This window comes from Mycobacterium sp. IDUB_17, assembly GCF_055419465.1.
In genome coordinates, this window is the sequence record NZ_JBVAXS010000005.1 from 17,270 (window position 1) to 30,543 (window position 13,274).

Sequence of the window (13,274 nt, forward strand, 5' to 3'; positions counted from 1 at the left end):
AGTACATGGGCGATACGTTCCCGCTGGGAACCGTAACCGGAGGCCGCCTGTGTTGATTCGCTCCTTCGTACTGCTCACTGCGGCGTCCCTGGCCTGCGCGGCGTCCGTGGCACCGGCATGGGCCGATCCCGTGGTCGCACCCGAGGTCGAGGTCGTCGCCGATGTAGTGCCCGCACCGGGCGAACCGGCCGCGGCCGGCCTGGTCGAGTCGACCGCGCCCGCCACCCTCAAGACCCCGGACGGCTGGAACCTGACCGTGTCGGCCGCTGACGAGACGCAGGCCGCGGTGGCACCGCTGACCACCGCGGTGTCCTCGCGCGAATACGTGGTCGGCGGTACGTACCGCGGCGCGATGTCCGGACCCGGCGGCGGCGATCCGCGCGGCACCCTCGAGGCCGGCTACCAGATCGGTTGCGGCATCGACATGAGTACCTCCAACGGCGTCTCCTTGACCGGCACCGCCGGACTCAACTCGTCCATCGGGGTTCTCGGCACCGACGTGGTCTCACCCTGGCCGGAGGGCATCCTGCCGGGGGTCGGCGCGAACATCGGCGGCGGTATCACGGTCGGCCTCAAACCCGGCATCATCAACCTGATCCCGGTGGCCGAGAAGGAGTTCAAGGGCACCGAGCCGTGGGTGATGATCAGCAACTTCCGGGTGAAGATCGACGGCTGCGTGGGGCAGTCGTTCATCCGGTCCTATGCCGTGCTGACCCGGTCGACCGACGAGTCCGAGGCGGTTCTCGCCTGGTACGGCACCACGAAGGTGGTCTGAACTCAGGCGAACCGCTTGAGGCAGCGTTCCTCGTCACCGAGGATGCCGACCCGGAACGCGTCGATGCGGGCGAAACCCGAAGGCACCGACTCGCCGTTGACGTCACTGGCCGCCAACCCGTTGGTGAGCATGCCCGATACCGCCTCGTCGACGTCACCGGCGGTCAGCAGGATCGTGTCACCGTTGGGCAGGTTCACGGGCTTGATCATCTTGGCCGTGGCCACCCCGGTCAGGCAGGCGGTGCGCAGCGCTGCCTCGGCGTTGTCGAGCACCAGGCCCCGGGCATGCTGCAAGGCGAGCATGTATCGCGAGATCAGCACCGAGTAGGCGGTGTTGTCACCGCCGGCCAGGCCGCTGACATCGAGGTCGTCGGACGGTGCGGCAAGCGCCTGTAGCTCGGCCAGATCGATCACGATGGTGTTGGTGTCCGGACAGTACGAGGCCGGCGGGCTGGGCCGTGCGCTCGAACAGTCCACTGCGGCGTCGGGCCGGAAGTTGAGCCGCGGTGGGTCGGCGGGTTTGAAGATGATGTTGAGCGCATCGACCATCGAGCGGACCCAGTGTTCGGTGATGTCCAGGTCGCCGCTCTGGTCCTCAGGTAACAGGACCGGAAGGTCGCCGCGCCGCTGGTCGATCTCCTTGACGTCGATCGCGGCGCAGGCCGCAGGCCCGTCGGTGAACCCGAATTGGAAGGCGGAGATCCGTTCGAACGCCGACCCATGCTCGTCGACCCCGATCTGGGCCTCAGCCTCGGTGAGCAGTGGATCCCGGAACGCGACCACCGCGGCGAGCAGCTTGTTGAGCCCGTCGGCCGTACTGAGTGTGAACCGCGGGGAATCGCCTTGGGCCACCCATCGCATGTAGGTGCCCGCCAGGCAGTCTGCCTGCTGTTCGGCGACCAGGGTGGGCGTCTTGCGGTTGATCAGCCCGGCCTGCTGCTGGATCGCATGGCCGTACTCGTGTGCGAGCACCATGACGGCGCCCATGTCGCCGTTCTGCTTGCGTAGGCCGGGCATCAGCACGCCCCGATCCCAGCCGATGGTCCGATCCGGTTTGCAGAACGCGGCATTGACCAGTCCGTAGGTATCCATGCCGCAGAACTTCCCGTCGAAACTCTCGGCGTCCCAGGAGATCAGCGCGCGCACCGGTTGGAACTCACCGTCGAACACCTCCGAGTAGGCGTTCGACCAGAACTCCTCGAGGTCACTGACGGCACTGGCTGCGAGGTTGTCAGCCTTGCCCCCGTCGGTGTTGTTGACCTTGCGTGAGGGCTTCTCGGCATCTGGGCGCAGCCCACTGGAGCCGTCGGTGGCAGGCATGCCGGCGACCGAGAACGGATCGGCGAACACCGAAACCGCTGTGCCACCGACCAGGGACGAGCACGCGGCCAGTGGCAACACCATGCTCAGCGCGCACGCGATGCCGAACAGGGTGCGTCGGCTCATTTTGCTGCCTTCCGGTGCACTCTGGCGGCCAACTGTCCGCGCGGTTATCCGCACACATTAGTTAACTCGGCGTGCACTGGGTGCGATATCAGCCCGCTCCCCGAAGCCGCTTCAGCGACTGACGCACCCGGTCAGGGTCGGTGGTGGACCAGAACGGTGGCAACGAGGAACGCAGGTACCCGCCATAGCGGGCCGTCGCCAGCCGGGAGTCGAGCACCGCGATCACCCCGCGGTCGTCGGTGTGGCGCAGCAGCCGCCCGGTGCCCTGGGCCAGCAACAGCGCCGCGTGGCTGGCGGCGATCGCCATGAAGCCGTTGCCGCCGTGTGCGCTGATCGCCCGTTGCCGCGCGGTCAACAACGGATCGTCCGGGCGTGGGAAGGGGATCCGGTCGATCAGGACCAACGACAGCGACGGCCCCGGGACGTCCACGCCCTGCCACAGCGACAGGGTGCCGAACAGCGAGGTCTCCGGATCATCGGAAAACTGTTGTACCAGAGCCGAAGTGGTGTCCTCGCCCTGGCAGAGCACCGGGGTTGACAGTCGCCCGCGCATGACCTCGGCGGCGGCCTTGGCCGCGCGCATCGACGAGAACAGGCCCAGGGTGCGGCCACCGGCCGCGGTGATCAGGCCCTCGATCTCGTCCAGGGTGCGGGTATCGGTGCCGTCCCGTCCAGGCGGTGGTAAATGCTTGGCCACGTAGAGAATTGCGGATTTGGCATGGTCGAACGGCGACCCCACATCGAGGCCGCGCCAACCGGGTTTGGCGGGCGCGCCGGCCCCGCCCGATTTGGCGGGCTCGCCGGCGTTGCCCGGTTTTGCCGGCTCGCCGGCGTCGGCGAAGCCTCCCAGCCCCCAGTTGCGCGCCATCGCGTCGAAGTTGCCGCCGAGGGTGAGGGTCGCCGAGGTCAGCACGGCCGTGGTGTTGGCGAACAGCCTGGTGCGCAACAGGCCCGACACCGACATCGGGGCCACCCGTAGCAAGGACCGCCCACCGGGCCGAGGAGCCGGTGCATTTCCCGGGTTGGAGTTTCCGGCATTGGGCGGTTCGTACTGCTCCACCCAGACCACGTCGAGGCGGTCCGGGATGGGCGGGACGAACGAGGTGAGGATGCGGGTGGCGGTGTCGCTGACATCGTTCAGTGCGGTGACGGCTTCGGTGCGCGCCGTGGCCGCCTGCGGGTCGCTGGGGGTGGTGTCGATCGCTGTGCGTGCCGCATTGGCCGCGTCGCGCAGTGCGGTCAGGTAGATACCCAGCTCCTCGTCGAGCACGTCGATGCGGCCGGCATCGAGTTCGTGCAGCAGCGAGGACAACGTCGCGACAGCGGCCTCGAAGCGTTGCGCCAGTTCGTCATCCACCAATCGCGCCATCCTGCGGTGTGCCACCGCCATGGACGTCGCCGAGAGCTCGGCGGTGGCCACCCCGGTCACCCGGTCGGCCAGTTCGTGGGCCTCGTCGACCACCAGCAGCTCGTATTCGGGCAGCACCGAGAAATCGGAGAGCGCGTCGATGGCCAGCAGTGCGTGATTGGTGACGACGACGTCGGCGGCGCCGGCCTTCTCGCGGGCCCGCTCGGCGAAGCAGTCGGTACCGAACTGGCAGCGTGACACCCCGATGCACTCGCGTGCCGACACGCTGACCTGGGACCAGGACCGGTCCGGCACACCGGGAGTCAGCTCGTCGCGGTCACCGGTCTCGGTGTCCGAGGACCATTCCGTCAGCCGCTGCACATCGCGGCCCATGGCGCTGACCGCCATCGGCGAGAACAATTCATCCTGGGGACGGTCGGCCGGCTCCTCGGTTGCTCCGTTGTGAATCTTATTGAGGCACAGGTAGTTTCCCCGGCCCTTGAGCAATGCGAATGTGGGCTCGCGAGGTAGCGCGTCGGCCAGTGAGTTCACCAGCCGGGGCAGGTCGCGGTCCACGAGCTGACGTTGCAGCGCGATGGTGGCCGTCGAGACCACCACCGGCTGCTCGGTCTGCAGGGCGCGGGCGATCGACGGCACCAGGTACGCCAGCGATTTGCCGGTGCCGGTACCGGCCTGCACGGCCAGGTGCTCGCCGGACTCGAAGGCGTTGGCAACCGCCTCGGCCATCTCCACCTGACCTGGACGGCCGGCACCGCCGAGCCCTTTGACGGCGATCTTGAGGAGGTTGGTCACCACATTGGCCACCTCACGGGATGGCTTCGATTTGGTCGTCATGTCTGGAACGGCCGGTGCTGACGAACCGATGCGGGCGGGATCACCCGGGTAGGGATGGCCGGCTCGCCGCGCGACAGCTTCAGGCCGTCCCACGGCAGGCTGTGCAGCCCTGCGGCGACCCGCTCGCGCGCAGCGGCCAGGTCGGTAGCGGGGTGGTGTCCCTCGACGGGGGCGCCGCCGGTCACCAGCGGCACGGTGAGCCGGCGAGCGGTGAGCCCCGATGTCTCCAGCGGCTCCTCGCCGTACGGGTGAACCACCTCTTCGATGATCGTGCCCGAGGCCTTGGCGAGCCGAACGGCCTGCTTGCGGCCACCGTGCGACTCCTTGCGGCTGCTGCGCTTGGCCACCGGCCTCCCATCGACCTCGACCAGTTTGTAAACCATGCCCGCGGTCGGCGCGCCTGAGCCCGTGACAACGGAGGTGCCGACCCCGTAGCTGTCGACGGGCTCGGCGCGCAGGGCGGCGATGGCGAACTCGTCGAGGTCTCCAGAGACGACGATCTGAGTGCTCGTGGCGCCGAGGTCGTCCAGCTGCTGGCGTACCTGGCGGGCCAGCACCCCCAGATCGCCCGAGTCGATGCGTACCGCGCCCAGTTGCGGGCCGGCCGCCGCGATCGCGTTGGCCACGCCCGCGGTGATGTCATAGGTGTCCACCAGCAGGGTGGTGTCGACGCCGAGGGCTGCCACCTGGCCGCGGAACGCCGCCTGCTCGTCCGGTCCGGACTCGGAGGTGTGCAGCAGTGTGTAGGCGTGCGCGGCGGTGCCCAGTGCGGGCACCCCGTAACGCTGCTGGGCGGCCAGATTCGACGATCCGGTGAAGCCGGCGAGGTAGGCGGCGCGGGCCGATGCCACGGCGGCCAGCTCATGGGTACGCCGTGAGCCCATCTCGATCATCGGCCGGCCGTGGGCGGCGCTGGCCATCCGGGCCGCCGCCGAGGCGATCGCCGTGTCGTGGTTGAGGATTGACAGCACGAGCGTCTCCAGCACCACGCACTCGGCGAAGCTCCCGTGCACCGAGAGCACCGGGGAACCCGGGAAGTAGAGCTCGCCCTCGGCGTAGCCGTCGACGTCACCGCCGAACCGGTAGTTCGACAGGAAATCCAGTGTCTCCGAATCCAGGAACTCCGAGAGCACGGTGAGTTCGTTGGCCGCGAACGTGAACTCTGCCAACGCTTCCACAAACCGCCCGGTGCCCGCGACCACGCCGTAGCGGCGCCCTTCGGGCAGCCGGCGGGCAAAGACTTCGAAGGTGGTGCGGCGGTGCGCCGTGCCATCGCGCAGCGCGGCGGCGAGCATCGTCAGCTCGTACTTGTCGGTGAGCAACGCGACGGTCACACCAGCAACCGTAGCCGTTTCTGGTATCAGGGTTGCCGCCGGTATTGTGGGCCCATGGTTACACCGGCGAAGGCCCGACCGGGGACCCGCGAAGAGCGCGATGTCGAGGCAGTCGAGGCCACCGAAAGCCCGTGGGTGACCATCGTCTGGGACGATCCGGTCAACCTGATGACCTATGTCACCCACGTATTCCAGAAACTGTTCGGATACAGCGAGCCGCACGCCACCAAACTCATGCTGCAGGTGCACAACGAGGGCAAGGCCGTAGTGTCGGCAGGCAGTCGCGAGTCGATGGAAACCGATGTGTCCAAACTGCACGCCGCTGGGCTGTGGGCCACCATGCAACAGGACCGCTGATCGACTGTGCGCAAATGGAAACGGGTCGAGACCGCGAACGGTCTGCGGTTGCGCTCAGCGTTGGAGGCCCACGAGGCCGCGTTGCTGTCGAGCCTGGGAACTTCGATGCTCGGGATGCTCGACGAGCGTGGATCATCGGGGCCCACAGACGAACTCGAGATGATCACCGGCATGAAGACCGGCAATCCGCAGCCGCCCGAGGACGCCACCATGAAGCGTCTGCTCCCGGATTTCTACCGGCCGCAGACCGAGCATCCGGCCGGTTCCGGCACTGCCGAGAGCCTCAACAGCGCGTTGCGCGGGCTGCATGAACCGGCGATCATCGATGCGAAACGTCAAGCGGTCCAACGTTTGTTGGACACGATTCCGGACGGCGGCGGCAAGTTCGAGCTGACCGAGGACGACGCCGAGGCGTGGGCCGCCGCCGTCAACGACCTCCGGCTGGCGTTGGGCACCATGCTCGACATCGGACCGCAAGGGGCCGAGCAGTTGTCCGCCGAGCACCCGATGGCCGGGCACGTCGACGTCTACCAGTGGCTGACCGTGCTGCAGGAATACCTCGTCCTCAGCCTGATGGGGAGATAGGCCTGATGGGTTCGATCACCGACGTCGGCGGCATCCTGGTCGGCCACCACCACCGCATCGATCCCGATGTGACACTGGGCTCGGGGTGGGCGTCGGGATCGACCGTGGTGCTGGCCCCGCCGGGGACCGTCGGCGCCGTGGACGGACGCGGCGGTGCCCCTGGCACCCGCGAGACGGACCTGCTCGACCCGATCAACACCGTGCGCCACGTCGACGCCGTGGTGCTGACCGGCGGCAGTGCCTATGGGCTGGCCGCTGCCGACGGTGTGATGACCTGGCTGGAGGAGCGGGGTCGCGGGGTGGCGATGGACGGCGGCGTGGTCCCGATCGTGCCGGCCGCGGTGATCTTCGACCTGCCGGTGGGCGGCTGGACCAACCGGCCGACGGCGGAGTTCGGCTACGCGGCCGCCGCGTCGGCCTCCACAGAGTTCGCGCTCGGGACCGTCGGCGGCGGGGTCGGTGCGCGGGCCGGAGTCCTCAAGGGCGGTGTCGGCACCGCCTCGGTGACCTTGGACTGCGGGGTGACCGTGGGTGCCCTGGTCGTGCTCAACGCCGCCGGTGACGTGGTGGATCCGGCCACCGGTCTGCCCTGGATGGCAGCGCTGATCGAGGAGTTCGGGCTGATCGCCCCGCCCGCCGATCAGCTCGCCGCCTACGGTGATCGACATCGGGAGATCGGCCCGCTGAACACCACCATCGCGGTGGTCGCCACCGACGCCGAACTCAGCCCGGCCGGGTGCCGCCGGGTGGCCGTCGCCGCGCACGACGGACTGGCCCGGACGATCTCGCCGTGTCACACCCCGCTGGATGGCGATACGGTGTTTGCGCTGGCGACGGGCGCGGTGACCGTCGAACCGGACGAACAGACACCGGTGGCGATGTCGCCGGAGACGGCGCTGGTCACCCGGGTCGGAGCGGCCGCGGCGGAGGTGCTGGCCCGCGCCGTGGTGGTCGGGCTGCTGGCCGCCGAGCCGGTGGCCGGAATACCGACCTACCGTGACATGTTGCCGGGAGCGTTCGAATGAAGGAGTTGTGACGTGCTGGTGATCCGCCGGGATCTCGTCGAGGCCATGGTGGCGCATGCCCGCGCCGACCATCCTGACGAGGCGTGTGGGGTGATCGCCGGGCCGGAGGGCGCTGATCGGCCCGAGCGGTTCATCGCGATGGTCAATGCCGAGCGTTCCCCGACCTTCTACCGCTTCGACTCGATGGAGCAATTCAAGGTGTGGCGCTCGATGGACGAGGCGGACGAGGTGCCCGTCGTCATCTACCACTCGCACACCGCCACCGAGGCCTACCCGAGCCGCACCGACATCTCGTTGGCACAAGAGCCCGATGCGCACTACGTGCTGGTCTCCACGCGAGACCCGCACGAGCACGAGCTGCGCAGTTACCGCATCGTCGACGGGGCCGTCACCGAGGAACCCGTCTCAATCGTCGACGAATACTGAGCAGTCGAGCAGTACACCTAAGGAGCCCCCATGGCAGTAACAGTTTCGATCCCGACCATCCTGCGTCCGCACACCGACGGACAGAAGCGCGTCAGCGCCTCCGGCGATACCTTGCAGGCAGTGATCGCCGACCTCGAGGCCAACTACGCCGGCATCTCCGACCGGCTGGTGGATAACGGCAAGCTGCACCGCTTCGTGAACATCTACGTCAACGACGAAGACGTGCGGTTCTCCGGCGGACTGGACACCACCATCGCCGACGGCGACTCGGTGACGATCCTGCCTGCCGTGGCAGGAGGGTAGCGGGCGGGTCATGACCAGATACGACTCGCTGCTGCAGGCCCTCGGCAACACCCCGTTGGTCGGCCTGCAGCACCTGTCGCCGCGGTGGGAGGACGGTCCGGACGGGCCACACGTGCGGTTGTGGGCGAAGCTCGAGGACCGCAACCCGACCGGTTCTATCAAGGACCGGCCCGCGCTGCGCATGATCGAGCAGGCCGAGCGTGACGGGCTGCTGAGGCCGGGCGCCACGATCTTGGAGCCCACCAGCGGCAACACCGGGATCTCGCTGGCCATGGCCGCGATGCTCAAGGGCTACAACATGATCTGCGTGATGCCCGAGAACACTTCGATCGAGCGGCGTCAGATCCTCGAACTGTACGGTGCGCGGATCATCTTCAGTGCGGCCGAGGGCGGTTCCAACACCGCCGTGGCGACCGCGAAAGAGCTTGCGGCGGAGAACCCTTCGTGGGTGATGTTGTACCAGTACGGCAACCCGGCCAACAGCGACGCGCACTACTACGGCACCGGGCCGGAGTTGCTCGCCGACCTGCCCGAGATCACCCACTTCGTCGCCGGGCTCGGCACCACCGGCACCCTGATGGGCACCGGGCGCTTCCTGCGCGAGCAGGTTCCGGGCGTGCAGATCGTGGCCGCCGAACCGCGCTACGGCGAGGGTGTGTACGCGCTGCGGAATATCGACGAGGGGTTCATTCCTGAGTTGTATGACCCCGACGTGCTGACCACCCGGTTCTCGGTGGGCTCCTACGACGCGGTCAAACGCACCCGCGATCTGGTGACTCGCGAAGGCATCTTCGCCGGCATCTCCACCGGCGCCGTCCTGCACGCTGCACTGGGCATGGGGGCCAAGGCGATCAAGGCCGGCGAGCGCGCCGACATCGCGTTCGTGGTCGCCGACGCCGGTTGGAAGTATCTGTCCACCGGTGCCTACGCCGGTAGCCTTGATGATGCAGAGGATGCGTTGGAAGGGCAGCTATGGGCGTGAGTGGGCAGGGATGACGAAACCGCTTCTACCGTCGTCCAGCGCACCCAAGAAACGACCGGCGTGGTTGGTCGGCGGCCTCACGATCGTCACCTTCGTCGCGCTGCTGTACGTGATCGAGATCGTCGACACCGCCATGGGCCACCGGCTCGACCAGGACGGCATCCGGCCCCTGCAGACCGACGGATTGTGGGGCATCCTGTGGGCGCCCCTGCTGCACGGCGGCTGGCCGCACCTGATCGCCAACACCGTGCCCGCGCTGGTGCTCGGCTTTCTCATGACGCTGGCCGGGATGGGGCGCTTCATCGCCGCGACCGCCATCATCTGGATTCTCGGCGGCTTCGGCACGTGGCTGATCGGCAATATCGGCCTGCACTGCCCCTACGTGACCGTGCAGTGCACGAGCACTCACATCGGCGCATCCGGCCTGATCTTCGGCTGGCTGGCGTTCCTGATCGTGTTCGGATTCTTCACCCGCAATGTGTGGGAGATCGTCATCGGCGTCGTCGTGCTGTTCGTGTACGGCGGCGTCCTGTTCGGGGTACTGCCCGGCAATGCGGGGGTGTCCTGGCAGGGCCATCTCAGTGGGGCCCTTGCCGGTGTGCTGGCGGCGTACCTTTTGTCCGGACCGGAACGCAAGGCGCGGGAAGCGAAGAAGAGTCCCGCCCAGCCGCGTCTGAGCGCATGAACATATGACCGACCGCCTGGCACCCGTCGGCATCTTCGACTCCGGCGTCGGTGGACTGACCGTTGCCCGCGCGATCATCGACCAGCTGCCCGATGAGGACATCATCTACGTCGGGGACACGGGCAACGGTCCCTACGGGCCGCTGACCATCCCCGAGATCCGGGCGCACTCGCTGGCCATCGGTGACGATCTGGTGGCGCGCGGCGTCAAGGCTCTGGTGATCGCGTGCAACACCGCGTCGTCGGCCTGCCTGCGCGACGCGCGCGAGCGCTACTCGCCGGTGCCGGTGGTCGAGGTGATCCTGCCCGCGGTGCGCCGCGCGGTGGCCGCCACCCGCAACGGACGCATCGGAGTGATCGGCACTGCCGCCACCATCGCCTCGGGCGCCTATCAGGACGCGTTCGCGGCCGCGCGTGACACCGAGGTGTTCGGGGTGGCCTGTCCGCGGTTCGTCGACTTCGTCGAGCGCGGGGTCACCAGCGGCCGTCAGGTGCTCGGTTTGGCCGAGGGCTATCTGGAGCCACTGCAGCGCGCCGAGGTGGACACCCTGGTGTTGGGCTGCACGCACTATCCGATGCTGTCCGGGCTCATCCAGTTGGCCATGGGCGACAACGTCACCCTGGTGTCATCGGCTGAGGAGACGGCCAAGGACCTGCTCAGGGTGCTGACCGAGCTCGATTTGCTGAGGCCGCACGAGTCCGGTCCGGCCCGACGGATGTTCGAGGCGACCGGAGATCCCGAGGCGTTCACCACGCTCGCCACGCGCTTCCTGGGACCGGGGTTGGACGGGGCGCGACAGGTCCGACGTCACGCGGGCGTCGGAAAATGATCTCCGTCGCCCAAACCGGCGATGTCTTGGCAACGCGCACATCGGGCATGGCAAGCTAGACACTGTGCGATTGACCATCCTGGGATGCTCCGGCAGCGTTGTCGGCCCGGATTCGGCAGCCTCCGGTTATCTCGTCACCGCACCAGACACGATTCCGATGGTCGTCGACTTCGGCGGTGGCGTCCTGGGTGCGTTGCAGCGCTACGCCGATCCGAATTCGGTCAACGTGTTGCTGTCGCATCTGCATGCCGATCACTGCCTGGATCTGCCCGGGTTGTTCGTCTGGCGGCGGTACCACCCGATGCCGGCCACCGAACGCGGCCTGATGTACGGGCCCGCCAACACGTGGGCCCGGCTGGGCGCGGCGTCGTCGCCCGAAGGCGGCGAGATCGACGACTTCACCGACATCTTCGAGGTGCGCAACTGGGAGGACGGCTCCCCGGTGCAGTTGGGCACGCTCAGCGTCACACCACGGCTGGTGTGTCATCCCACCGAGTCCTACGGCATGCGTTTCACCGATCCGTCCGGGGCGACGCTCGTCTACAGCGGTGACACCGGGTACTGCGACGCACTCGTCGACCTGGCCCGCGGGGCCGACGTCTTCCTGTGCGAGGCGTCGTGGACGCACGATCCGTCCCGACCACCGCATCTGCACCTGTCCGGCACCGAGGCGGGCCGCGCGGCGGCCGAAGCCGGCGTCGGCGAGCTGCTGCTGACCCACATTCCACCGTGGACCTCACGCGAGGACGTGATCAGCGAAGCCAAGGCCGAGTTCGACGGCCCGGTACACGCCGTGCTGAGCGGCGAGACCTTCGACGTCACCCGGGGCTGACCCGCTAGGGTTGGCGGGTGTCCAAGCGAGAAGACGGTCGTCTCGACGACGAGCTGCGCCCGGTAACCATCACCCGCGGTTTCACATCGCATCCCGCCGGCTCGGTGCTGGTGGAGTTCGGTCAGACCCGCGTCATGTGCACCGCCTCGGTCACCGAAGGCGTGCCGCGCTGGCGTAAGGGTTCCGGGCAGGGCTGGCTGACCGCCGAATACGCCATGCTGCCGGCCGCCACTCACGATCGCTCGGACCGCGAATCGGTCAAGGGCCGCGTCGGCGGCCGCACCCAGGAGATCAGTCGTCTGGTCGGACGCTCGCTGCGTGCGTGCATCGACCTCGGTGCGCTGGGGGAGAACACCATCGCGATCGACTGCGACGTGCTGCAGGCCGACGGCGGTACCCGCACCGCGGCGATCACCGGCGCCTACGTGGCACTGTCCGACGCGGTGACGTATCTGGCCGCGGCCGGGCGGCTTTCCGATCCGCGCCCGCTGTCGTGTGCGATCGCGGCCGTATCGGTGGGCGTGGTCGACGGACGCGTCCGCGTCGACCTGCCCTACGTCGAGGATTCCCGCGCCGAGGTGGACATGAACGTCGTCGCCACCGACACCGGCACCCTGGTGGAGATCCAGGGCACCGGCGAGGGCGCGACCTTCCCACGGTCCACGCTGGACAAGATGCTCGACGCCGCGCTCGGCGCCTGCGAGCAGTTGTTCGTGATCCAGCGCGAGGCACTGGAATTGCCGTATCCGGGCGTGCTTCCGGAGGGCCCGGCACCGAAGAAGGCGTTCGGAAGCTAGTGCCCTCGCTACTGGTAGCCAGCCGTAACGCCAAGAAGCTGGCCGAGCTGCGGCGGGTGCTCGATGCCGCCGGGATTACCGGACTGGACTTGGTGTCCCTGGCCGATGTCGCTGCGTACGACGAGGCGCCCGAAACCGGCGCGACGTTCGAGGACAACGCATTGGCCAAGGCGTTGGACGGGTACCGTGCCACCGGATTGGCTTGTGTGGCAGACGATTCCGGCATTTCAGTGGACGCACTGAACGGCATGCCGGGCGTGTTGTCGGCTCGGTGGTCGGGGGTGCACGGCGACGATGCCGCCAACACCGCGTTGCTGTTGGCGCAGCTGGGCGATGTGCCGTATGCGCGTCGCGGCGCGGCTTTCGTGTCGGCGTGTGCGTTGGTCTCCGCGTCGGGTCGAACCGTGGTGCGCGGCGAGTGGCCCGGCACGGTCACACACGAACCCCGAGGTGAAGGCGGGTTCGGGTACGACCCGGTGTTTCTACCCGACGGATCTACTTTGACGGCCGCCGAGCTGTCACCCGCCGCGAAGGACGCGGTATCGCATCGCGGCCGAGCGCTGGCGTTGTTGGTGCCCGCGCTGCGGGAGTTGGCTGGGTCCTAGCGCGTTCGGCGGTGCCGCGTTCGTAACGTGGTGGCGGCGATTTCGCGCTGGGGCCGCCACAGCGTTACGAACGCGAGCCATGGCTCGACGG

Annotated in this window: 15 protein-coding genes; 12 read left to right on the top strand and 3 right to left on the bottom strand. The window is 68.2% G+C overall.

The genetic code is table 11. The features are described from left to right. Nucleotides 1–49: 49 nt before the first annotated feature. Complete coding sequence (locus tag ACZYZ7_RS21000; protein ID WP_210115556.1) at nucleotides 50–775, top strand: MspA family porin; 726 nt, start codon at nucleotides 50–52, stop codon at nucleotides 773–775. Nucleotides 776–777: 2 nt separating this feature from the next. On the opposite strand, the gene ACZYZ7_RS21005 is transcribed toward ACZYZ7_RS21000, so the two are convergent. The 3 genes from ACZYZ7_RS21005 to ACZYZ7_RS21015 all read right to left on the bottom strand — a co-directional run bounded on the left by ACZYZ7_RS21005 (nucleotide 778) and on the right by ACZYZ7_RS21015 (nucleotide 5,802). Further along, nucleotides 778–2,220 carry a neutral zinc metallopeptidase gene (locus ACZYZ7_RS21005; RefSeq protein ID WP_463741726.1) on the bottom strand — a complete coding sequence of 481 codons (1,443 nt, stop codon included), beginning with the start codon at nucleotides 2,218–2,220 and terminating at the stop codon, nucleotides 778–780. An 88-nt stretch (nucleotides 2,221–2,308) separates the two neighbouring features. Continuing rightward, nucleotides 2,309–4,423, bottom strand: a complete 2,115-nt coding sequence (locus ACZYZ7_RS21010) for an ATP-dependent DNA helicase (RefSeq protein ID WP_463741727.1) — start codon at nucleotides 4,421–4,423, stop codon at nucleotides 2,309–2,311. Further along, a complete protein-coding gene (locus ACZYZ7_RS21015) occupies nucleotides 4,420–5,802 on the bottom strand; it encodes a nicotinate phosphoribosyltransferase (RefSeq protein WP_463741931.1) in 1,383 nt (460 codons plus the stop codon). Before ACZYZ7_RS21015 ends, ACZYZ7_RS21010 begins: the two co-directional genes overlap by 4 nt. A gap of 9 nt (nucleotides 5,803–5,811) precedes the next feature. Between ACZYZ7_RS21015 and clpS the strand changes: the two genes are divergently transcribed. From clpS to ACZYZ7_RS21070, 11 genes are all read left to right on the top strand, one after another. Further along, nucleotides 5,812–6,114, top strand: coding sequence for an ATP-dependent Clp protease adapter ClpS (gene clpS / locus ACZYZ7_RS21020; RefSeq protein WP_135456950.1), 303 nt, complete (start codon nucleotides 5,812–5,814; stop codon nucleotides 6,112–6,114). A 6-nt stretch (nucleotides 6,115–6,120) separates the two neighbouring features. Then, nucleotides 6,121–6,699 (top strand): oxidative stress transcriptional regulator AosR, encoded by a 579-nt coding sequence (gene aosR, locus ACZYZ7_RS21025; RefSeq protein WP_135456948.1) that lies wholly within the window; start codon nucleotides 6,121–6,123, stop codon nucleotides 6,697–6,699. Nucleotides 6,700–6,704: 5 nt separating this feature from the next. Beyond that, the gene (locus tag ACZYZ7_RS21030; RefSeq protein ID WP_463741728.1) at nucleotides 6,705–7,724 is read left to right on the top strand and encodes a P1 family peptidase; all 1,020 of its coding nucleotides are present in this window, start codon (nucleotides 6,705–6,707) and stop codon (nucleotides 7,722–7,724) included. 12 nt (nucleotides 7,725–7,736) lie between these two features. Continuing rightward, nucleotides 7,737–8,150: a M67 family metallopeptidase gene (locus tag ACZYZ7_RS21035; RefSeq protein WP_135456944.1), complete on the top strand. Its 414-nt coding sequence runs from the start codon at nucleotides 7,737–7,739 to the stop codon at nucleotides 8,148–8,150. Between the two features lie 30 nt (nucleotides 8,151–8,180). Beyond that, on the top strand, nucleotides 8,181–8,453 hold the full coding sequence (locus ACZYZ7_RS21040) for a MoaD/ThiS family protein (RefSeq protein ID WP_135456942.1): 273 nt from the start codon (nucleotides 8,181–8,183) through the stop codon (nucleotides 8,451–8,453). Between the two features lie 10 nt (nucleotides 8,454–8,463). After that, nucleotides 8,464–9,435 carry a cysteine synthase gene (locus tag ACZYZ7_RS21045; RefSeq protein ID WP_450072230.1) on the top strand — a complete coding sequence of 324 codons (972 nt, stop codon included), beginning with the start codon at nucleotides 8,464–8,466 and terminating at the stop codon, nucleotides 9,433–9,435. Nucleotides 9,436–9,445: 10 nt separating this feature from the next. After that, a complete protein-coding gene (locus ACZYZ7_RS21050) occupies nucleotides 9,446–10,120 on the top strand; it encodes a rhomboid family intramembrane serine protease (RefSeq protein WP_463741729.1) in 675 nt (224 codons plus the stop codon). 4 nt (nucleotides 10,121–10,124) lie between these two features. Further along, nucleotides 10,125–10,949, top strand: a complete 825-nt coding sequence (gene murI / locus ACZYZ7_RS21055; protein WP_135456937.1) for a glutamate racemase — start codon at nucleotides 10,125–10,127, stop codon at nucleotides 10,947–10,949. A 64-nt stretch (nucleotides 10,950–11,013) separates the two neighbouring features. Beyond that, nucleotides 11,014–11,781: a cyclic nucleotide-degrading phosphodiesterase gene (locus tag ACZYZ7_RS21060; protein ID WP_463741730.1), complete on the top strand. Its 768-nt coding sequence runs from the start codon at nucleotides 11,014–11,016 to the stop codon at nucleotides 11,779–11,781. A gap of 17 nt (nucleotides 11,782–11,798) precedes the next feature. Continuing rightward, entirely contained in the window at nucleotides 11,799–12,578 is a 780-nt protein-coding gene (gene rph / locus ACZYZ7_RS21065; protein ID WP_003880216.1) for a ribonuclease PH, read from the top strand. After that, on the top strand, nucleotides 12,578–13,183 hold the full coding sequence (locus ACZYZ7_RS21070; protein WP_463741731.1) for a non-canonical purine NTP pyrophosphatase: 606 nt from the start codon (nucleotides 12,578–12,580) through the stop codon (nucleotides 13,181–13,183). The genes rph and ACZYZ7_RS21070 overlap by 1 nt, the downstream gene beginning before the upstream one ends. The last annotated feature ends 91 nt before the right edge of the window (nucleotides 13,184–13,274 follow it).

Excerpts from the sequence above, each read along its gene's own strand:
- ACZYZ7_RS21005 (WP_463741726.1), bottom strand. The coding sequence starts at position 2,220 with ATGAGCCGACGCACCCTGTTCGGCATCGCGTGCGCGCTGAGCATGGTG.
- ACZYZ7_RS21010 (WP_463741727.1), bottom strand. The coding sequence starts at position 4,423 with ATGACGACCAAATCGAAGCCATCCCGTGAGGTGGCCAATGTGGTGACC.
- clpS (WP_135456950.1), top strand. The coding sequence starts at position 5,812 with ATGGTTACACCGGCGAAGGCCCGACCGGGGACCCGCGAAGAGCGCGAT.
- ACZYZ7_RS21030 (WP_463741728.1), top strand. The coding sequence starts at position 6,705 with ATGGGTTCGATCACCGACGTCGGCGGCATCCTGGTCGGCCACCACCAC.
- ACZYZ7_RS21040 (WP_135456942.1), top strand. The coding sequence starts at position 8,181 with ATGGCAGTAACAGTTTCGATCCCGACCATCCTGCGTCCGCACACCGAC.
- ACZYZ7_RS21045 (WP_450072230.1), top strand. The coding sequence starts at position 8,464 with ATGACCAGATACGACTCGCTGCTGCAGGCCCTCGGCAACACCCCGTTG.
- ACZYZ7_RS21050 (WP_463741729.1), top strand. The coding sequence starts at position 9,446 with ATGACGAAACCGCTTCTACCGTCGTCCAGCGCACCCAAGAAACGACCG.
- murI (WP_135456937.1), top strand. The coding sequence starts at position 10,125 with ATGACCGACCGCCTGGCACCCGTCGGCATCTTCGACTCCGGCGTCGGT.